Below are 20,786 nucleotides of genomic sequence, written 5' to 3' on the forward strand. Positions count from 1 at the left end.
CACAACACTATTTACTAATATTTTAGTAAGAGACCATATTAATAAGTTATTAAGATGCAGTGTTCACGTCCATATCCCTTAGGGGCGACACCAGATAGCAAAGGGTGCAATTTCTCGATTTACGCACCTCAGGCACAAGAGATCCAACTCGCCCTTTTTGAATCAAACGGCGAGTTTAAAACGTATCCCCTACAAGGCGAATATGCGGGTATTAAGTTTACTTACCTAGAGAAAGTAAAAGCTGGCCAACGCTATGGCTACATTACGCAAGTCAAAGGTAAAGCTCATTTTATCTCCGACCCCTATGCCAAAGCGCTCGATAAACCGCTTGATTATCAACTCCCTTTTAGCGCAGAAAAGAGCTTTCAACTGGCAAAGTGTGTGGTCGTTGATGACTCTTTTGACTGGCAAGGCGTTTCTAAGCCGAATCGCCCGCGAGAAGAGATGGTTTTATTTGAAACCCATGTCAAAGGGGTAACCAAACTCAACCCGAATGTCAGCCCTAGCCACCAGGGCTGCTACCTAGGTCTGATTAGCTCAGAAATGTTGGCATTCTATAAACAGCAAAACATCAACACCCTCCAGCTACTGCCCATCGCCGCCTGTATGCACGAGCCACATTTGCTTAAAATGAACAAGGTGAATTACTGGGGCTACAATCCTTATCTGTTTATGGTTCCAGACCCAAGATACGCCGAAAAAAATGCGGTCAAAGAGCTGAAAACCACCATCCGAGAACTGCACCGTCATGGCATAGAAGTCATTCTCGACGTGGTGTATAACCACACCGCAGAAGGAGGAGCTGATGGGCCATTGTTTAATTTAAGGGCACTGGATAAGCGCTTTTACATTAAACATGGTGAGCATTACGCCAACTATACTGGTTGCGGTAATACAGTCGATCTAGCCTATCAACCGGCACTCAATCTGGTGATGGATACCCTGCGTTACTGGGCGACTGAGTATCAAGTTGATGGCTTTCGCTTCGATTTAGCCGCCACCTTAGGACGCCAAGGCGAGCACTTCAGTCCTGACGCAGGTTTCTTTAAGGCCGTCGCGCAAGACCCGGTATTGCAACAGGTCAAATTGATCGCCGAACCTTGGGATATTGGCCCTAACGGCTATCAAGTCGGTAATTTTCCTTTCGGTTGGAACGAATGTAATGACCGCCTACGTGATATTACACGCAGCTTTTGGCGCGGCGACCAAGGCTACTTAAAAGAGTTTGCTACCCGCTTAATGGGCTCTCGCGATCTCTACAGCGCAGCAAACTGGCCGTATAAGCTCACCGTGAACTACATTACCTACCACGATGGGTTCTGCATGCAGGACCTGGTCTCCTTTAAGCACAAGCACAATGAAGCAAATGGAGAACAAAATCGCGACGGTCATGGTGACAATCGCTCGGATAACTATGGCGTCGAGGGCGAAACAGACAACCCACTGATTATTGAGAAACGCGAAAAGCAAAAACGTAACTTTATGGCTAGCCTGCTGTTTGCGTTTGGTATTCCACATATTCTAACGGCTGATGTGCTGTCTCAAAGTCAACAAGGCAACAACAACGCCTACTGCCAAGATAATGAGGTAAGCTGGCTCAACTGGCAAACCAGTGACACAAAACAACGTTTTAAAGCTTGGCTTGCCGATATGGTTCAAGCCCGTCAACAATATATGCTGCCTTTCATTCGCGCCTTTAGTGGCAAGAAACGCAACCAAAATCGTATTTTTTGGCGTCGCATTGACGGCAGTTTTATGGAACATGACGACTGGAATCAGCTCAGCTCTGTGGCACTTCACCTAGGTATTGGTGAATCGGGCGATGAGCTCTTTTACTGCATTAACCAAACTAATGCGCCTGCTCGATTTACGCTACCGGAAAGCAATAACAGCTGGACCATGATCTGTAATACCGACAGTCACGATCTGCACCAAACCATTGACCAAAAACAAGTACTGGTCGCACGCGCCTCACTAGCAATTTTCTTTGCCGAAGGTGAGTAACTCTATCCCTCCTTACCAGTGGCATCTTTTTGACTGGTGAGGAGGCAGATATTGGCAAATTCCCACCTATCGACTTGATTTACTGAGTATATCGCTCAACAATAGCACCAACGACTAAGAGGTGCTTATGTCCGACAAAATCTCGACCACAGCCTTAGCAAAACTAAAAGGTATCGACATCAAACAGCTGTTTAGCGACTTAAAATCCGCCGGTTATATCAATCGCGCCGATGACGCTTGGCTGCTGACTGAACTTGGCCGAAAATTTGGTGGGGAAATGGTCGAACACGCCAAGTTTGGCCCCTTCATCGTTTGGCCGAAAAACTTGCTGATCGATCTCACTGCCACCAGTGGCAAAACCTTGAGTGCGACCCAAATCGGCCAGCGCTTCGCGCTCAGCGCCAAGAAGATTAACCAATTACTGCAAGAGCTTGGTTGGATTACCAAAAAAGACGATGGTTGGCACGTCACTCAGCCTGGGCTGAGCGTCGGTGGATATCAACGCGAAGACCAAGAGAGCGGCCAACATTTTGTGGTATGGCATGATTCGATAGCCCGCAATAAGCGCCTCAAGCAATCGGTTATTGAGTTCTCTGGCCAAGACGCCGAAGCCCACGCCACCGACAAGTCACTGTCAAGTTTTAGACAGAAATTCGAGGCCAAGCACCGAACATTAGACGGCCACTATGTCCGTTCAAAAGGTGAGCTGAAAATAGATAACTGGCTGTATATGAATGGAATTGTCCATGCCTACGACCGACAATTGCCGATTGATAGCGATGTACTCAGCGACTTCTACTTACCAACCGGAAAAGTGTACCTACAGTATTGGGGCAGCGATCATGGCGAGATAGATGCCAACCATCAAGCACAACTGCGTACCATTTATGCCGAACACCATTTTGGACTGATCGAAGTATTCCCAAGCGAAATCGAAAAGTTAGATGAGGTGCTTCCTGCGCGTTTAAGAAAGTTCGGTATCAGGGCTTACTAATGCCGATAAAGACAAAGCCGACTTCATACAGTGAAGTCGACTTTGTTGTTCCGCCTTAGCAGGCAATTATAGTTTGCCGTAACGAGCTCGCGCGGCTTGTTCTTTAGGCACGACCGTCTTGCCAATCGGCGCCAACGAAATCAGAGCCAGTTTCAGGTGCTGCAAAGCGAACGGGATGCCGATGATGGTAATAAAGCACGCCACCGCCGACATAATATGCCCAATCGCGAGCCAAATACCCGCCAATAAAAACCAAATCACGTTGCCTATGGTACCGAGCGGGCTAGTCCCAATGTCGAGCTCATTAGTCAGCTCATTACGACTGATCGCTTCTTGACCAAACGGGAAGAAGGAAAAGTTTCCCATCACCAAACAGGCACGACCCCAAGGGATACCGATGATACTAATAAAGGCCAGTAGACCAAAGAACCACCACATCAGCCCCATGATCACGCCACCACACAAAAACCAAATAATATTACCTAAAATTCTTAACACACTGCGCTCTCCTGGTTAGCTTTCGTAGACACTTTGATAATGTTCTACGGTTGGGAATGGGTCATAAAAGTGGTGCAAAAGGGCTTTCCATTCCTGATATTGCGGCGACTGCCTAAACCCTTGCTCATGATCTTCAAGCGTTTGCCAATTCACCAGCAAAATGTAGCGGTTTGGCGTTTCAATACAGCGCTTGAGCTGGTGAGAAAGGTAACCCGGCATCGAAGAGATAATCTGTTGAGCTTGGGCAAAATTGGCTTCAAACTGTTCTTCAAGCTGAGGCTTTACCTGTAATATCGCGACTTCCAGTATCATGACTTCTCCTTAACCTAAGATGAACAATTCCATTAACTCAATCCCTGCCAAACGGCCGTAGCACCACTAATTGAACACAACAGCAATGCCCCGCGACGAATTTTCTCTTTGGGTAGCGTTTGTGTCGTTGCTCTCGCCAGCTTGTACCCCAACCAAGCGGCGGGCATCAGCGGGATAGAAATCCACAAGTGGTGCAGAGTGAAAAAACCTGCCGGGATTTGAATAACCAGTGAAATGATAGAACTGAATACAAAGAATGCAGAAAGATTTCCGCGTAATTGATTGGCTTCTTGATGTTGTAGTAGCAGCGCCATCGGGGGCCCGCCGATGGCAGAACTGGTGCCAAAAAAGCCGGAGAAAAAGCCCGCGACCCCCATTTTCATCGGCGTCGGTTCAATGCGAAACGGCAGTAGACTGACAGCAACAGCAAACAACACTAGAGCACCCAGCCACAGCGCCAGGAGGTCGGTCGACACCATCACCAGCAGCACCCCTCCAGCAATCGACCCTGGCACCCGACCAATCAAGGCCATTTTTAGGCCGCCGATCTCTACGCTATCGCGATGTTTTAACGCATTTAAAATGGAAATAAACAGCGCCACCAAACAGATAGGTGCAGGAACATAATCTGGCGATACCAAAAACAGCAAAGGCGCAGCGACGATCGCCAAGCCAAACCCAATCGCCGTTTGGACAAAAGAACCTAAAAATATCAACAGGGCGGCGATCAGCGCTTGCGAGGTGATCCATTCGGCGAACATATAAGCAATTCAGTGCAAAGAAAAAGTAAGCTCCATCTTAGTCGAACTACACACCCAATGAACAGCATTTGCTGCTCCTCAGCATTTATATTTACAACTGTTCGATATGGTCTAGATAGTGCTGCGCGGTATCCAACACGGCTTGTTGCGCCTGACTGTCCATCTTGTCCCACGTCCGATAAATCATACCAATACGCGGATTCGCCGCTAATCTATCGCGATGCTTGATCATAAAGCGCCAATACAGGCTGTTAATAGGGCATGCGCCTTCGCCACTTTTAGTCTTCACTTGATAATGACACTTCTTACAGTAATCACTCATACGGTTGATATAAGCGCCGCTGGCCGCATAGGGCTTAGTGCCGACAATTCCGCCATCGGCAAATAGGGCCATCCCACGCGTATTGGGCATTTCGACCCACTCTATGGCATCGATATAGATACCTAGGTACCAACTGTCTACTTGATCCGGGTCGATTTCGCTGATTAAGCAAAAATTGCCGGTCACCATCAAACGCTGGATATGATGGGCGTATGCGTACTCCAGTGACTGACCGATCGCTTGGTGCAGGCACGCCATTTTAGTCTCACCACTCCAAAAATAATCGGGCAGCGCGCGCTTGGCGGTTAAGTGGTTTAGCGATGCATAGTTCGGCATGTTGACCCAGTAAACCGCGCGGATGTACTCACGCCAACCGATGATCTGCCTAACAAACCCTTCGACTTGAGCGATATCTACTGTTGGGTTGTTAGCGTAGGCTGAGAGCACCGCCTCCACGACCTCACGTGGATGGAGCATCTTACTATTGATCGAGAACGACAGACGACTATGGTAAAGACTCCACTTTGCACGATGTTGTTCGGTCATCGCATCTTGAAAACGGCCAAATAGCGGCAAGCAAACCTGACAAAAATGCGCCAACAGAGACAAGCTCTGGTTACGGTTCACTGGCCAAATCAAGTTGTTCTCCGCTCGACCTATCGTCGCGATGCGATGTCGCGCTATCCGCTCAACGATTGAAGAGACGTCGGTGGCAAACAGCAGAGGTTCAGGTAAATTCTCAATATCCGCCGCTTTGAGTTTGTTGCGATTATTGGCATCGTAGTTCCACTTTCCTCCAACGGGTTTGCCTTGTTCCATTAATAGGTTAAAACGCCTACGCATTTTTCGGTAAAAATGCTCCATCATGACGTGCTTACCCGGAGAGAAGTAGTCGTGCAGTTCAGCAAACGGGAGCAAAAAGTGTTCACTCTCGACTAAAACCACCTCACAGTCGGGAATGAAGAGCTGCGATAGCTGTTGACAGAGACGATACTCATCTGGCCTTTGGTATTCCAAGCGAGATGCCCCCGTTCTTGCAATATAGTGCTCGAGCAGAGAAGGCAAATGCGAGAACTCGCAGGTTTCATCCAAAGTAAGATGAACCACTTGATGCCCTTGTTCACAAAGCTGGCGCGCAAACTGCTCCATCGCGGCAAAAAAAGCGCACACTTTCTGCACGTGATGACGGGTGTAACTCGCCTCTTGGGGCAGCTCTGCTATCAGATACAGCACAGAGTCGTCCACTTGCTGAAACCAAGAGTGATTGCTATCGAGTTGGTCACCCAAGATCAAACGAATTGATTGAAACTGCATCACTGCGACTCCTTGCCACTAGCGTCGCTTAGCCATCTAGCGACAAATTCACCATTAGGGTCGTACATCTGAGTCTGTTTTTCTAGATTGAATTTGCGGCTTGGATTTGGGTCCGCCCCTACCCCCGCCAAATATTGCCAGTTGCCCCAATTTGAGCCGACATCGTAATCGACCAGTTGAGTTTCAAAATAGGCCGCGCCATAGCGCCAGTCTAAATCGAGTTCATGGATCAGACAGCTGGCCACCAGTTGACGTCCACGATTAGACACGTAACCAGTCTGTTTTAGCTGACGCATACAGGCATCAACGATCGGGTAGCCAGTCTCACCGTTAATCCATGAGCTAAAACGAGCTGAGTCAAAGTGCCGGCTCGGACTGTGGTATTTAATCCCTTGATGAAAGAATAGCCGCTCGGCATGGCGCTGCGCATACCAATGAAAATACTCGCGCCACAGCAGTTCAAAATAGATCCAGTAGGTCGATTGATTGGCGCCATGCTGGGCTTCATAATCTTTAAGATAGACCATGACCTCTCTCGGCGATAAGCACCCCAGGGCTAACCAAGGCGAAAACTTAGTCGAGTATGCCTTACCGTCCAAGCCGTTGCGGGTAAGTTTGTACTCACTGGCTAATGGCGTGGAAAAGTACCAGGCGCAGTGTTGATGGCCTGCTTGAGCGCCCCCCACAAACATCTCAGTACTCTTTTTAATCTTAACGGGTTGAAAATAACTTAGCTCGCAATCCGGAATGGGTGGCAGTGTGTTTACCGCCACCTGATGATCAATCGGTAGAGTTTCCACCTGCTTACGAAACTGGGTAAAAGTTTTAGGTAGGTCACTTAGCGTGAAAGGCAACTGCGTGTCACTAAACAGCGTCGATACATCAGCTTGTATCACTGAGAGTTGCGGGAAGAGCTTTTGCAAGGCGTCGACACAGCGAGCCTCATTAACACCACAAAATCGCTCGCAGAACAAGTGAGTGACTTGTAGCGATTGAATCAATGATTGCAGCGCGGTAAAAGGGTTTTGCTGACATACCCATAACTTCTGGTCGAGCTGAGCAAGCTGTTGTGACAAATCGTTCAGTGAAGCTTCGATAAAGCTAAACCGCTGACGACCAAGCTGCGTTTGCTGAGAGAAATGGGCCAAATAAGGGGTTAACTCTGGCATGCAGTAGACACATATCAAGTGTTCAACTTGCTGCGAGACTTGCGCCAATAAGTCATTGTCTGTCAATCGTAAGTCATGGCCAAACCAATATATCCCCACTTTTTTGTGCTGCACGCGACTCTCTCCTGTATAACAAAAAACAGCGAAGTGTTTACTTCGCTGTTTATACGCAAAACCCGAGTGTTCGACTCACTCCATCACGGATTTATGTCGATGCTAGACGTCTAACAGGTTGATCGTTAATCGGTAAATGAATCAGCGCTGCTGCAAACGCCAGCACCACGGTCGACCACCAAATCGGCTCGTAAGATCCGTAGTAGTCGTAAATTCGACCTCCTGCCCACGCCCCAAGGAAACTGCCGACTTGATGAGTAAAAAAGACCAACCCATACAAAGTCGATAAATACTTAGCACCAAAAATCTGTCTTACCAACCCAGAAGTCAGCGGCACCGTACCAAGCCAACAGAAACCAATTGCGGCGCCAAATAGGGTTGCAGTTTGCTGCGTGACGGGTAGCGTCACAAACGCGCCAATCACCGCTGTGCGCAGTAAATAGAGTGCTGACATCACATGACGTTTACTGTACTTGTCGCCCATTACCCCCCAAAAATAGGAGCCAAAAATGTTAAATATCCCCACGTAAGCCAGTGCCATCGCCGCAGTCTCAGCGGGCAAATGACGATCCGCTAGGTAACTTGGTAAATGCGTAGCGATAAACATCACGTGAAAACCACAGACGAAAAAGCCCAAATGAATCAGCCAATAGCCTCGATGAGACAACGCCTCTTTAAGCGCACTTTTCAAGCTCTGCTGCACCGCCGAAGCCTGACTGTTAGCGCGGTGATCTTTGGGTTCGCGCATAAACAGGGCAAAAGCAATCATGACCGAACACAATAGGGCAAACCACTGCATGGCCCCTTGCCAGCCAAAGTCACTCAACAAGGTTTGAGCGCCGGGGATCATGGCAAACATACCAAAGGAGCCCGCCGCGGTGGTCAAACCAAACGCTTTGGCCGCATGTTGGGCAGGAACCACTTTAGCCACCGCGCCAAGCACAATGACATAGCTGGTTGCACTCAAACCCAATCCAACCAACACGCCCAACGATACATAGAGCACACTTGGGGTCATCGCGACCGAGGTCAAATATAAGCCAAGTCCGTAACTGACGGCTCCCAACACAATGATCCGCTTGGCACCAAAGCGGTCAGCGGCCATTCCGACAAAAGGCTGGAAAACGCCAAACAATAAGTTTTGCAACGCAATAGCAAAACTAAAAAACTCCCGACCTGTTTGGAAATAGTCTGAAATCGGCAACATGAAGATCCCAAACGACTGCCTAATACCTAGGCAGATAACTAAGATGGCAATCCCAAGCCAAACCATCGGTGGAAATCGAAAAATACTCATCGTAATACCTTAGAGTGTGAATGGTGGGTGTCGGGTTGATTGCTTTGATGGCAGCCACTGTCTGCGGCTTGCTGGGCCAACAGTGCGACCAAAGCCGGCGAGTGATGCAATATCACTAGTGACACACTCAACAACAAAGTCATTCTCGCCAACTGAGCAAAAAGAGATTGAGAAAACATAGTGTCTCCCTCAGCATGATAAAAAAGAGCGCGCAGCATAGAGACTGACCTGTCATGCTTCCAATGACATTTTGACAATACCTCTATGCGCCGAGCGCATAATTAAAACGTCATCGCTCAGTGACAAGCTCAAAACCTTCATCGCACCATCCCTTTACACCACCAATCATTTTTTTGACAGGGCGACCTAGTTTGGCCAAGCGAATTGCTGCCTTTTCAGTCGCGTTGCAGTGTGGTCCAGCGCAATAAACGACAAACAACGCCTCAGCTGAGTATTCCGCCAACGTGGTCGGGTTTAGTCGAGCGTGAGGGATATTGATCGCACCTGCGATGTGTCCAGCAGCAAACAGCGCCTCGCCCCGAACATCGACCAGCACAAAATCTTGACGCTGGTTAGACAACGCGTGGTGCACGTCCCAACAGTCGGTTTCAAATTCTAATAAACGTTCAAAGTGAGCCAGCGCTCGCTGACTGGTGGCCGCTTTTACACGGGATACGGCACTATTCATAGCGACTCCTTGCTTTATTAACCAATGAGTCCCCATCATGCCAGCAGACAAAACAGCATGACACTGGCCTAAAAGACAGTTATCGTTAACTTTAAGCCAATCTGAATCACGAGATACTGATGAGAAAAGTCGCCATACTCGCTCACTCACACCTTACTTTGTTTGAGATGTCTTGCGCGGTAGAACTGTTTGCCCTACCTCGACCGGAGTTTGTTAACTGGTATCAAACTGAGGTCGTGAGCTTAGAGCAAGACCAAATTAACACCACGGGAAGCATTCAGTTAACCGTCAAACACGTCGACCATCTCGAAGATTATGACACCTTAATTGTTCCTGGTTGGCCAACTTGGGACTACCCCACCCCCGCCACGATTGAGCAGCAAGTGCGCCGCTTCGTACAAGATGGTAAGCGAGTGCTCACTTTATGTTCAGGCTCATTCTTATTGGCTCGCCTAGGGCTGTTAAACGGGAAGAGGGCGACCACGCACTGGATGTACCAAGGCCAGTTTTGTCAGCAATTTCCTCAGATCAATTATCAACCTGACGTACTCTACGTGTTTGATGGCAATATCGGCTGTTCGGCTGGCAGTGCGGCGGCGTTGGATTTAGGACTCGCGGTGATTCGCCACGACTTCGGTTACCAAATAGCCAACCAGGTCGCGAAACGTTTGGTTATCTCCGCTCATCGTTCAGGAGGGCAGGCTCAGTTTGTAGATACCCCTATGCTTGAGGTGCCCAATCAGTTTTCGCAAGCCCTCGATTGGGCTAGCAGCCATTTGGACAAAAGCATTACCGTTGCGGAGTTAGCGGAAAAAGCCAGTATGTCGCGGCGCACCTTTGACCGAAAATTTCGCGCAAGCTTCAATTTGTCGCCAAAAGAGTGGCTGATTCAACAAAGAGTGGAACGTGCGAAGGGATTACTGGAAGAGCGCGCCTTCCCCGTAGAGCAATTGGCGACGTTAGCTGGATTCGACAACGCCACCACTTTGCGCCACCACTTTCGGCGTTTAATCGGCGTTTCGCCACTTCAATACCGCAAACAGTTCGGCGATAATCGGCCATAGCCCGCGCGATGGGGCTATTCTTTGTCGAAGCTATCGACGACAATCGCCCCCATTGACGCTGGCATAGTGATCACTATCACCCGTTTTAAGGAGGTGGCCGGGTCTGCAAAAAGAGGCAGTTGATCGATACAGGCCAAAACCAAAGCCACCACCAATGCTGCCATTAAATAAGCCGAAACTATCCGCAGCACAAACACGCCTTTACGCTGGCGAACATCACGCTGAAAAACACTTTCATAAGTAAACAGCGTTAAAAACGTAAACGATAGAACCATAAGCATCAGTAAGTTAGCGGTGGGCAGTGTTTCACCCAAACGCCACGCTTCTTCGGAAAATGAGATTGGCACCGCTAACGCAAACGCGCCGACAAAAATTTGTCCGGCATCTTCAAAATTAAAGCTCAACTTCATCGACACTCTCGACTCCTTAGCTGATTGATGCCCTATTCGCTCTCGACTTTGAGCGATTCTACTTGGTTTTTCGCCACAATTTTGGTCACACCTTTTTGCAAAATCAGGCTATTAGGATAGGTAATGATATTACCACTGGCATGGCGCAGAATGACATGAAACATAGTGATATCGATGATCACACCACTAATATCCTCGTCCTTTTCCGCCACTTTCACTGTGTCGCCAATGCGGTAAGGGAATACAAAAAAGATCAAAATACTGGCGGTCAAGTTACTTAAAATTGACCACTGGGCAAACAGCGCCACACCCAGTACGGCAAAAATCGACGATAAAAACAGCGAGATATCACCAAAACCCAAGTCGAGAATAATGGTGAAAAATGATATAAACAGGATGAAAGCCATCAAGTTAAAGGCTTTCGACACAAACTTGGTGCGCTCTAGCGATACGCGCTTATTACTCGCTAAACGAGTGATCCAGCGCAAACCCAACCGGCGCACCACCAGGTACCCTACAATCAATAAACTGGCTAATAGTACCTGTTTGCTAACCAAAGTTAGCGGCCAAAACTGCTCCACTAAATAAACCTCAATTTTCTCAAAATAATCACTTCTGCCACACTCACCACTACCAAAGCAATGCAGAACACCGTAAACGCGGTCGGGCTATCCACCCCCGGCATGCCGCCAATATTGACACCGAGCAAACCAGTAAAGAAACTCGCGGGCAAGAAGATGCCAGCAATGATCGAGAAAAGATAGGTATTTCGATTCATGACCTCACTTTGTCTTTGCGCGACATTGGCTAGCTGATGATTGATTTGGTCCATGTAAAATTCAATCGACTCATTGATGCGTAAAATCAGGTCGAGACCGTTTTTGACTTGCGTCTTTTGCGCCTCCAGCGGCGTTACTTCGGCACTAATCAGGTCTTCAAACACATAGCGTTGCGGTTTAAGGTAACGGCGCAATTTCAAGAGTCTAAAATGCAACAGGTTGAGAGTATCGAGATTGATCTGCTCTTCCCCTTCCAACTCATTGATTTTGTCCTCAATCGGCGTCAAGAAATCTGCGATTAACCGGTTGATGCCGTTCATCATACTTACTAACACTGCATCAAGGCTTTTGGGCCCTTTTCCCTGCTCCAGCTGATTAATCAGTGTGGAGACCGCGCGCGACGGCACCTTGCGAGTCGAAATCAGCGCCCCTTGGTGCCACAAAATTCGCAAACTCAGCATGTCATCTGGCTCAGAGCCTTGGTTAAGGTTGATTCCGCGCAAGATAATCAAAAAACTGTCGTCATCGTAGCTTTCAAACCGAGGTCGGGTGTCATCGGCCAATAACGAGTCGATAACGCCTTCCGAGATGTGGTTTTCCATCAACCATTGGCGAAGCCCTGGTTGATCGCGTTGACAGTGATACCAGTTGTTTGCCTCAATCGGCTGAGCGTCTGGTGTTTCGAGTTGCGCTTTTGCTGATGAAAAGTTCCATCGAGAAATAATAAAGTCACTCATCACGCGTCCTTGGTTTTGCGAATAGTCGAGTTGGTTAATATATGGATGAAAAAAGCGCGTGGCGCAATCAATTTCCATACAAAACAAATAATCCCGTGCTTTATCGCGCTGATATGAGAAGAAAAAAATGAAAAAGCGGGCTATCGAGCCCGCTTACTTTCTCTGCTGTAACTAAGACCAGCTCAGCAGGGCAACATCGGGTTTAGGTAAGCATTCAAATCCCGGTTTAGCAATCAGATAGCCTTGCACTAAATCCACCTCTAAGCCTTTAAGAAATGCGAGTTCTTCAACAGTCTCAACGCCTTCAGCTAGCACTGTGATATCGAGCTGCTTAAACATACTCATACAGTTTTTAACTATCACCTGGCGGCTAGTCGATGAATCGATATTGCGAATCAACGCCATATCCAGCTTGGCAATGTTGGGCTGAAAATCAGCGAGTAAACTCAATCCAGAGTAGCCAGCGCCGAAGTCATCTATAGCAGTTAAAAAACCCAGTTTTCGATAACATTCAACGATATTCCTAAGATGATCGGTATCGCGCATCTTCTCCACTTCGGTAAACTCGAACATAATTCGGCTGATGGGAAAGTCATATTTGTCAGCCAACCTTAAGGTCGTTGCGAGGCATTGCTCAGGCTCATAAACCGCGTTGGGTAAGAAGTTAATACTCAATGTCGTATCCAGCCCGAGTTTTGCGGCCAGTTTAATCGCTTTAGCTCGACACTGCTGATCGAAGTGATATTTGTTTTCGTCATTCACTTGCGATAACACATGAAATGCAGATTCATTGTTCACGCCTCTGACTAAAGCCTCGTAGCCAAAAAGCTTCCCCTGCTTTAAATTCCAAATGGGCTGAAAGGCCATTGTGAAATCGCCGATTTTGGATTTACGACACTCACATTGCTCACATTTGACTGGGGCCTGTGTTTGAACCTCTTGAGTCATGGATTTTTCACCTTAAACCAACAAACCTCTTAGCAGGATAGACCAAAAGAGAGCGATATGTAACTGCAGCTAAACATAGTGTTAGGCGCGACAAAAAACCTTTTTTGACTGCTGGTCAATATGTTACCTCTTGCTCACTGTCTCGTTTGCGGTCGATGTAAGCTTCAAGGCAAACTCAAGCAATCAAACGAACAACCAATGAACCAGGGGCACGCACCGACTCGACGTTATGGCTAATGACTGTCCCCGTAGACGGGGCATAGTAGGTCTGAATTTCATCACCAAAGCTATTGTATTGCGTTGCAAGCTTTTGACCTTGTTCAACCTGTTCCAGCAGCTCTACGTGACAGACAACAAATCCGCCTTGCTCGGCGCGTACACTGCAAATCTGGCTGCCTTCAACACAGGGCCAATCCCCCTGTTTTACTTCACCTTCCAGCAGATAGTAGGCACGACAGACGTTCAGCACGCCATCGGCCGCGCGTGTGACCATGTTGAGATCGGTATAACGCCCCACCCCCACTTCAATGGTAATCGAAGGGATGCCCGCTCGGTTATACACCGTCTCCAATATTCCAGGATCGCCCGGATCATTGAGAATCACATCAGGGTTAATTAAACGCGCCATTTTGAGTGCATCGGGCAGACGATAATCAGCAAAGGCGTACAATGGGTAAGCACTGCCACTAGTTTGAGAGTGGAGATCAATCGCGAGATCTGCATTCGGTTTGAACAAGTTCTCCCACAGGCTGTGGGCATAACGGCTGGCATCATCGCCATGCGGATTACCAGGGAACAGTCGATTTAAGTTAGCCGAAGAACTATCGGGCGCGGCGGAATGAAAATCGCGGCTGTGGCGGGCAATGCCAGACAGGTTGACGGTTGGAACTATGGTGATGCAACCGGCTATCGTCTGCCCTTCTAAAGCTCGAGCCACTTGCTGGGCAGTGAGAATACCATTTTGCTCATCACCGTGAACCCCGGCACTGATGACGATACGTTTTCCTGGTTTCTCGCCTTTAAACACCCGGACTGGGAGTGTTTGCGGATGACCTATCGCATCCGTTGCCACCGCAAACCAAAATTTGTGCTCTCCTGGCTCAAGTGCGTTAACGTCGAGAGCCTGAAGTGTCGGGTACATGGGAACAATACATTCGTTTAGTGGTTTAGTCATTGTGCTCCTCACAAAAAAGGCGAGGTTCCATTCCCCGCCTTAGGTGATTGTGTTCGCTACTTTAATACGGAAAATGACCTTTGAGTAGCATGGAGCACATCAAACCCTTTCCCGTTTAGGTTTCTTTGGTGGAGGTCACAACCACGCTAAAGAGAATCAAGCCCCCACCCAGCAACTGGACTGGCGACAACGACTCTTGTAGCCATAACATGGCGAATAGAGCACCAAATAGCGGTTCACTGCCCATTAACAGCGAGACACGTGTCGGTGAGGTTCGGCGCACTGCGTAATTTTGAACGTAAAACGCAAACAAGGTACAGAACAGCACGAGATAAGCGACCAACAACCAAAACTCATGACTGGTCGGGATCACAATTTGTTCTGCTGGCAGATAGGCCCATGCGCAGACGATTGCCACGCAAGCCACGACCAAGGATTGCAATGAAGTGAGCGTGGTGGTGGTGATTTCTTTTCCTTCAGTAAAGCGCTTCGTCAGCGTAACCATTAGTGCGCGTAACACCGCTGCCGACAAGATAAAGTAGTCACCACTATTTAAGGAGAGTTCGATGCTCTGATTACTAGTGAGCAGGACAACGCCTACCACGCTGCATACGGTGAGCATCCATAAGGTATTACTGACGCGCTTTTTATTGACCACCAGCTCGGCAAAGGCCGTCAGAATCACCGACAGGCTGATTAAGAACGCCGCATTTGATGCTGTGGTCTGAGAGACCCCAAACACCTCGCAGAAAAAAATCGCCGATAGAATAAAACCGGTTGGTATGGCGATCTTCCAGTCTTTGTTGAGTCCTCGGCGAAAGTCTCGGATCACTACAGGTAGCATACATAGAAAAGTGATCGAGAAACGAATCGATATAAATACCAACACACTGGTGTAGAGTAACGCGCTCTTGGTTAGGCCATAACTGGTGCCCCAAAAAATAGCCACCAGCAATAATAGTGATTCGGTTAACGGAAACCTAAAACTTCCTTTTTTTAACTCACCCGCTGCCGTTGTCATCCTATTCCTCCATTTTAGTAAAAGCGATGACGAGTACATCCCTGTACGCGCATTTATCAGTGCAGATCGGTGAGATAGCCGATACCTCATGCATAGTCGCAAGGTCATCCGCCATCACCACATCGAAGGTCTTCTCTAATGTCAGACGCTCCAAAACGTTTTGTTTATCATCGGTTATCACAGTTTCTCCACCTGTGATATTGGTGCGGCTGATCAACATCGACGCGATATACGTCACGCCGTCGCGATGCAACCCTTCAGGTGTCGGTTTCCCCTCTTCAAGTTCATCCGCGATAATTCGATACGGATGAAGCCTAATGTTCCAATCGGTCGCTCTTCCCTGTGCACCGTCGTATATATCACTCATCATTAGCAGCAATTTTTCTAAAATCGGGGACAAGGTAAAACGGTCGGTGAGGGGCTCAAAATGGCGTTCGACATCACCATTTAATGGGTTGACTGACGATGGTTGTACATAAGGTTCATGAGGTAGCATCGTCAACTGTCGAGTATTTTTCAGTTTATTGAACTGACCATAACGCCGGTAGCGATAACCACCGCCATCCGCCATATATCGATCGCGCTCAAGGTGGTTCCAACAACTCATAAAGCGCACGACTTCATCGACATTAGTCGACAACATATTGGTCATCTGTTTACCACTGACAAACACATAATCGTTTTGGTTGAGCAGATTCGCGATCACCAACGCGTGTCTTTCTCTGGGGTTCTTAATGATGTCCATCTGAGGTGACCTCCGCGTTTTGCTCGCTCGATTGGCTTTGCGATGTCGGCACTAAAGAGCGTCGACTGCGTTTTTGGGCAATGTCGACTTCCCAGCGATCTCTATCCCGCAGGTACTTTGCATTATTGGCGACAATACTGGTCGCTAACGCATGACCGCGTGATAGTTTGAAAAGAACACTGCCAGAGATAGACTCGGCAGTGTGAGCGATGAACGCATAACTGGCACTTTGCAACGGGCTTCCCCAGCGGCCTTCGACCGCTTCTTGGGTCCACATCTCGTTTTGCATCGTTTTAGCTTTGAGTACATCTGTGGGTAAGGTTGCTGTTTCCAGCAACTTATATGCTTTCATGAGGATGTGAGCAGCGGGTGCTTCGCGCACCTCTAATACTTTCTCATCTTCATCTAAATGGTCGAAACCGACGTAACGACCAATTTCATACGCGCCAACGTGGTTGTTAATGAAAGCAATCATTTCCCTAAGGTTTATCGGTAAGTCATTGAGAGTGACCGGATACCCCTTACGAAATCCTATTTTAATTTGATCTTGGTCGAGCTGTCGTTTTGGCTGCCAGCGCGACCAGGTAAATAGTGATTCAGATAAACTGAATCCTTCAGGATCGTCTAAAACTCCCGATTCAAATTCGCGGCACCATAAATTGGCATCACCGCTGACCGAACGAGATTTGAAGCCAACCAAGCCAGAGTGAAACAGCGCATTTGCCTTCTGTTCACGACTCAGAGCCGAGTACTCATATGGAGAACCGTAGTAGCCTTGATAGCCACTTGCTTCAATCGCTCCATTAAGCCTTCTCAAGCTATTCTGCGATTGGTTGGCCGTGTGGATAATGGCCTCACACCCAAGCTGCTGCGCGACTTCGACCGCTTTACTGGCGATGATTGGGCGCGAAAGCGATGAACTGACTGGATAATCGCCCAAATAAAGCGCCTGTGACTGAATTGCCGATACGACGCTGTGTTCAACAAATTCTTGTTGAGCATCTATGACCAGCAGATCGACACCATAATGATTGGTGATAAGCTCTAGGTTGGCATGGTCAATACCTTCACCTAGGTCGACCACCAAAGCGGTCACTTTCACTTCGCTCTCTTTAAGCACTTCAAGCAAATAACTGCTGTCCAAACCACCGCTAAAAAGGGTCAATACATGATTTACTGCAGTTGAGATCGTTTGAATATCTTCAATACTTCTTATTTTTTTCACGACGTCCTTTCCACTCATCTTGTCATTCATTGACATATTTAGTATCTATCCGTAACTTAAGTGAAACAATATAGCCATTTCGCAAAGGATTTTTGCACCATGGACACAAATAAGCTTATTCCACTACTTTCAGAAATGGCGATCTTCGTGAGCGTGGTCGAGTCAGGCAGCTTTTCGAAAACCGCGCAAAAGTTGGGCGTTTCGCCCTCTTCGGTCAGTCGTTCAGTGACCCGGTTGGAGAATGCTCTGCAAGAGAAGTTACTGGAACGCACGACTCGACAAATGCGTTTGAGCGCGACAGGACAAGAAGTCTACAGTTTATGTAGTGATATGATGAACGCGGCCAAACTCGCGGTGTCCGCGGCGCAAGTCGACAAAACGGAAGTCTCGGGTACGCTCAGGGTCGCCGCTCCTAAAGCGCTGTCGCGCCAAGTATTAATGCCCATGGTGCTCGATTTTATCGACCTATACCCAAGCGTTGCGCTGCAGTTGAAAGTGGCTGACCACTATATTGACCCGATTGGCGATGAAGTCGATGTGATCATACACATTACCGAAAAACCGACCGAAGGCTTAATTGCCAAACCACTGGCCAACTGCCGCTTGCTGCTCTGCGCCAGTCCTGGCTATCTTCAACAATACGGTGTGCCCACTCACCCTGAAGATATCGTTCATCACAACTGTCTGTGCTTGGGTGAAAATCCACGCGATCGCGTGTGGGACTTTACCAATAATGGCAAGAAAGTTTCGATCAACGTTAACGGCTCATTTACCGTCAATCACAGTGAAATTCGACGAGAAGCCGTGATTCGAGGCAAAGGTATTTCGGTCTTTCCTGAGTTCGCGATTCGGTCTTATATTGCTTCGGGAGAGGTCAACGAAGTGTTGCCGGATTGGCACGTCGGTGGCAAATATCAAGGCAGTATCGTTGCTCAATATGCCCAGTCCAAATTTATTCCAGGCCAAATAAAAACCTTTGTTGAGTACCTACAACAAAGGTTTGTTCAAGATGCTTCAAGCGATACTGGGCTACTAGGATTAACCGGGTAGTTGAGCCTCAAGATGAGCCACCAAGCAGTCGGCCAACCGGTGGCTCGCCACATTCCGCGCCACCACCTCAATTGGCATTGTTCCGCTCTCCACTACCGCAAGCCAATCAAGAATCATGGTTTCAAACCCCTTGCTGGTTAACATAGGGGTCCAATCTTTTAACGCCAACGTACGGTTTTCTCCATCGCACCAAAGCTGACCTTGATAAAAAGAATCAAATTCGTAAGCCTGATTAGTGTAAGTCGCACTGACTCGCTCTTTGGTTGTGCCAAATTGGCGGTTCATCGATGCATGTAGCAAGGTTTGGCCCGCCTGCCACTGAACATCAAGACGCGCGAGCTGAGCCCCATCGAACTGCTTGGTGATGTACACCTGGTCAAGCGTGGTGCGGCTATCTAAGTTAATACTGTCGAGCGGGTGAATGAAATCATCAAAGACAAAAGTTCGAATATCGCCGGGTAAATTTAAGCGGTGCTTTTCCCAGCGCAATGAGGTTAGATTGCCCGGCTTCGCCGAGGCGAGCTCTGGCAGATGCTGATTATAAAGCGGTATATGACGTCGGTTAAAACCAACATAGAGCGGCTGCTGATGTTTTTCAGCGAGTGCATAAAGAGATTCAACTTGATCAGCGCTGTCCGCTAACGGCTTGTCGACAAAGGTCGGTACGCCTTGAGCGAGAAAAAAACTGGCAATCTGATGATGAACCGCGGTCGCGGCGTGAATCATCACGGCGTCGGGATTAAACGAGATCACTTCTCGATAATCATGGCAGTACTGCGCCACCCGATACTGACTGCTCAGTTGAGACAAGACCTGCGCGTTTCGAGTACAAAAAATCAACTCAATCCCTTCTAGCTGGGTGAGTACAGGTAGGTAGGCTTTTTGTGCAATATCACCCAAACCAATGATTGCGATTTTCATATCAGGTTAACTCCATTTCAATACTCGAACCTCATTCCCCTCTTGAGGTAAGCGAGGAATATTGAGTGATAGTACAAACGAAATCAATGCCATACCAGCACCGATATAAAACACAGCGGCTGGCGACACCAACCAAATGAAACCGAATGTGACGGGAATAAATACCGCTGCAATATGATTAATAGTAAAAGACACCCCTGCGGTAGAAGCCATGTCCGCAGGGTCGGCAATCTTTTGGAAATAGGTTTTGATCGCTAGCGCTAAAGCAAAAAACAGATGATCCACCACGTACAAAAGCGCCGCCCATTGCGCCGTTTCCACCACAGCGTAACCGACAAACACCGCTATCAATCCGGTATATTCGAACATTAACGCTTTTCGTTCGCCCACCTTACCGATAAAACGGCCAATGCGCTTCGCGAACAAAAAATTGAACAAGTAATTGATCAAAAATAGTAAAGTGACATCCGCCGCGGAATAACCAAACTTTTCAACCATCAAGAAGCCAGCGAACACGGTAAAGATCTGTCGTCGAGCACCACTCATAAACGTGAGCGCATAGTAGAGCCAATAACGTTTGCGTAATACCAGCTTCTTGTTCTGTGTTACTTCAGTTTGAAACTGAGGAAAGCTCAAGCTCATCCAAGCAACCAATGCAAAGCCAAGCCCACCAAAAATCAAATACACCCACTTAAATTCGAGCTGCCAGACATCCAAGCAAAACCACAAAGCTGCGTAAGTAAACAGTGACGCCAGCGCGCCCACTGAAATCATCTTGCCCAACATTTCTGGCGCTTCGTCCTTGCTTAACCACTGCAACGATAACGACTGTTTTAGGGTTTCAAAGTAATGAAACCCTGACGACATTAGCAATGTCGTCAACAACAAACCAAATAGACTGGGGAAAAATCCCGTCATCGCCGTGCCCAGAGTGAGGGCCGCTAGAGAAAGCAACATAAAACGTTGCTCGCGAATAAACAGCAACACAAACACAGCGCTGAAGGCGAGAAAGCCCGGAACCTCTCGCACACTTTGCAGTAAACCGATATCCGAGCCATCAAAGTGCGCTTTTTCAATCACAAAGTTATTGAGTAACGCCATCCAACTTGAAAACGCAATCGGGACGACAATAGATATAACCAGTAGAAAGTTTTGGGGAGTTTTCCAGCTCGCAGCGTGATTCATGCCGATTTCCTTATCCAACAACTCACTTAGAGTAAAACGCCAACCTTCAACAAA

At 48.0% G+C, this 20,786-nt stretch carries 22 protein-coding genes; 4 read left to right on the forward strand and 18 right to left on the reverse strand.

Annotation, left to right across the window (positions count from 1 at the left end; genetic code table 11):
- Window positions 1-54: 54 nt before the first annotated feature.
- Both glgX and FCU94_RS16660 read left to right on the forward strand, forming a co-directional pair.
- Complete coding sequence (glgX, locus tag FCU94_RS16655) at window positions 55-2,004, forward strand: glycogen debranching protein GlgX (RefSeq protein WP_176289597.1); 1,950 nt, start codon at window positions 55-57, stop codon at window positions 2,002-2,004.
- Between the two features lie 127 nt (window positions 2,005-2,131).
- The gene (locus tag FCU94_RS16660) at window positions 2,132-2,998 is read left to right on the forward strand and encodes a glycerol kinase (protein ID WP_176289598.1); all 867 of its coding nucleotides are present in this window, start codon (window positions 2,132-2,134) and stop codon (window positions 2,996-2,998) included.
- Window positions 2,999-3,064: 66 nt separating this feature from the next.
- On the opposite strand, the gene FCU94_RS16665 is transcribed toward FCU94_RS16660, so the two are convergent.
- The 8 genes from FCU94_RS16665 to FCU94_RS16700 form a co-directional block, all read right to left on the reverse strand.
- Window positions 3,065-3,496 (reverse strand): YccF domain-containing protein, encoded by a 432-nt coding sequence (locus FCU94_RS16665; RefSeq protein WP_176289599.1) that lies wholly within the window; start codon window positions 3,494-3,496, stop codon window positions 3,065-3,067.
- Between the two features lie 15 nt (window positions 3,497-3,511).
- Entirely contained in the window at window positions 3,512-3,808 is a 297-nt protein-coding gene (locus tag FCU94_RS16670) for an antibiotic biosynthesis monooxygenase family protein (RefSeq protein ID WP_176289600.1), read from the reverse strand.
- A 32-nt stretch (window positions 3,809-3,840) separates the two neighbouring features.
- Complete coding sequence (locus FCU94_RS16675; protein WP_176289601.1) at window positions 3,841-4,569, reverse strand: sulfite exporter TauE/SafE family protein; 729 nt, start codon at window positions 4,567-4,569, stop codon at window positions 3,841-3,843.
- Between the two features lie 91 nt (window positions 4,570-4,660).
- Entirely contained in the window at window positions 4,661-6,205 is a 1,545-nt protein-coding gene (locus FCU94_RS16680; protein WP_176289602.1) for a cryptochrome/photolyase family protein, read from the reverse strand.
- The gene (locus FCU94_RS16685; protein ID WP_176289603.1) at window positions 6,205-7,488 is read right to left on the reverse strand and encodes a DASH family cryptochrome; all 1,284 of its coding nucleotides are present in this window, start codon (window positions 7,486-7,488) and stop codon (window positions 6,205-6,207) included. The genes FCU94_RS16680 and FCU94_RS16685 overlap by 1 nt, the downstream gene beginning before the upstream one ends.
- A 91-nt stretch (window positions 7,489-7,579) precedes the next feature.
- Window positions 7,580-8,785 (reverse strand): MFS transporter, encoded by a 1,206-nt coding sequence (locus FCU94_RS16690; RefSeq protein WP_176289604.1) that lies wholly within the window; start codon window positions 8,783-8,785, stop codon window positions 7,580-7,582.
- A complete protein-coding gene (locus tag FCU94_RS16695) occupies window positions 8,782-8,964 on the reverse strand; it encodes a hypothetical protein (RefSeq protein WP_176289605.1) in 183 nt (60 codons plus the stop codon). Before FCU94_RS16695 ends, FCU94_RS16690 begins: the two co-directional genes overlap by 4 nt.
- A 110-nt stretch (window positions 8,965-9,074) precedes the next feature.
- Window positions 9,075-9,473, reverse strand: a complete 399-nt coding sequence (locus tag FCU94_RS16700; RefSeq protein ID WP_176289606.1) for a rhodanese-like domain-containing protein — start codon at window positions 9,471-9,473, stop codon at window positions 9,075-9,077.
- 119 nt (window positions 9,474-9,592) lie between these two features.
- Here FCU94_RS16700 and FCU94_RS16705 point away from each other — a divergent pair, with 119 nt between their 5' ends.
- A complete protein-coding gene (locus FCU94_RS16705; RefSeq protein WP_176289607.1) occupies window positions 9,593-10,537 on the forward strand; it encodes a helix-turn-helix domain-containing protein in 945 nt (314 codons plus the stop codon).
- Window positions 10,538-10,551: 14 nt separating this feature from the next.
- Here the strand turns inward: FCU94_RS16705 and FCU94_RS16710 are convergent, their stop codons facing one another.
- From FCU94_RS16710 to FCU94_RS16745, 8 genes are all read right to left on the reverse strand, one after another.
- Window positions 10,552-10,947: a DUF2391 family protein gene (locus FCU94_RS16710; protein WP_176290068.1), complete on the reverse strand. Its 396-nt coding sequence runs from the start codon at window positions 10,945-10,947 to the stop codon at window positions 10,552-10,554.
- 32 nt (window positions 10,948-10,979) lie between these two features.
- Complete coding sequence (locus FCU94_RS16715) at window positions 10,980-11,528, reverse strand: mechanosensitive ion channel domain-containing protein (RefSeq protein WP_176289608.1); 549 nt, start codon at window positions 11,526-11,528, stop codon at window positions 10,980-10,982.
- A complete protein-coding gene (locus FCU94_RS16720; RefSeq protein WP_176289609.1) occupies window positions 11,528-12,463 on the reverse strand; it encodes a CorA family divalent cation transporter in 936 nt (311 codons plus the stop codon). The genes FCU94_RS16715 and FCU94_RS16720 overlap by 1 nt, the downstream gene beginning before the upstream one ends.
- Before the next feature lie 171 nt (window positions 12,464-12,634).
- Entirely contained in the window at window positions 12,635-13,411 is a 777-nt protein-coding gene (locus FCU94_RS16725; RefSeq protein WP_176289610.1) for an EAL domain-containing protein, read from the reverse strand.
- Window positions 13,412-13,586: 175 nt separating this feature from the next.
- The gene (locus tag FCU94_RS16730) at window positions 13,587-14,585 is read right to left on the reverse strand and encodes a succinylglutamate desuccinylase/aspartoacylase family protein (protein ID WP_176289611.1); all 999 of its coding nucleotides are present in this window, start codon (window positions 14,583-14,585) and stop codon (window positions 13,587-13,589) included.
- Window positions 14,586-14,700: 115 nt separating this feature from the next.
- Window positions 14,701-15,606, reverse strand: a complete 906-nt coding sequence (locus FCU94_RS16735; RefSeq protein ID WP_176289612.1) for a DMT family transporter — start codon at window positions 15,604-15,606, stop codon at window positions 14,701-14,703.
- Between the two features lies 1 nt (window position 15,607).
- A complete protein-coding gene (locus FCU94_RS16740) occupies window positions 15,608-16,351 on the reverse strand; it encodes a 2OG-Fe dioxygenase family protein (protein ID WP_176289613.1) in 744 nt (247 codons plus the stop codon).
- A complete protein-coding gene (locus FCU94_RS16745; RefSeq protein ID WP_176289614.1) occupies window positions 16,338-17,576 on the reverse strand; it encodes an argininosuccinate synthase-related protein in 1,239 nt (412 codons plus the stop codon). Before FCU94_RS16745 ends, FCU94_RS16740 begins: the two co-directional genes overlap by 14 nt.
- A gap of 99 nt (window positions 17,577-17,675) precedes the next feature.
- On the opposite strand from FCU94_RS16745, the gene FCU94_RS16750 reads away from it, so the two are divergent.
- Complete coding sequence (locus FCU94_RS16750; RefSeq protein WP_176289615.1) at window positions 17,676-18,626, forward strand: LysR family transcriptional regulator; 951 nt, start codon at window positions 17,676-17,678, stop codon at window positions 18,624-18,626.
- On the opposite strand, the gene FCU94_RS16755 is transcribed toward FCU94_RS16750, so the two are convergent.
- Both FCU94_RS16755 and FCU94_RS16760 read right to left on the reverse strand, forming a co-directional pair.
- Window positions 18,615-19,547: a Gfo/Idh/MocA family protein gene (locus tag FCU94_RS16755; RefSeq protein WP_176289616.1), complete on the reverse strand. Its 933-nt coding sequence runs from the start codon at window positions 19,545-19,547 to the stop codon at window positions 18,615-18,617. The genes FCU94_RS16750 and FCU94_RS16755 overlap by 12 nt on opposite strands.
- Window positions 19,548-19,553: 6 nt before the next feature.
- Window positions 19,554-20,732 (reverse strand): MFS transporter, encoded by a 1,179-nt coding sequence (locus FCU94_RS16760; RefSeq protein WP_176289617.1) that lies wholly within the window; start codon window positions 20,730-20,732, stop codon window positions 19,554-19,556.
- Between the last annotated feature and the right edge of the window lie 54 nt (window positions 20,733-20,786).

This window comes from Vibrio sp. JPW-9-11-11 (assembly GCF_013369335.1).
In the GTDB taxonomy this organism is placed as follows: domain Bacteria; phylum Pseudomonadota; class Gammaproteobacteria; order Enterobacterales; family Vibrionaceae; genus Vibrio.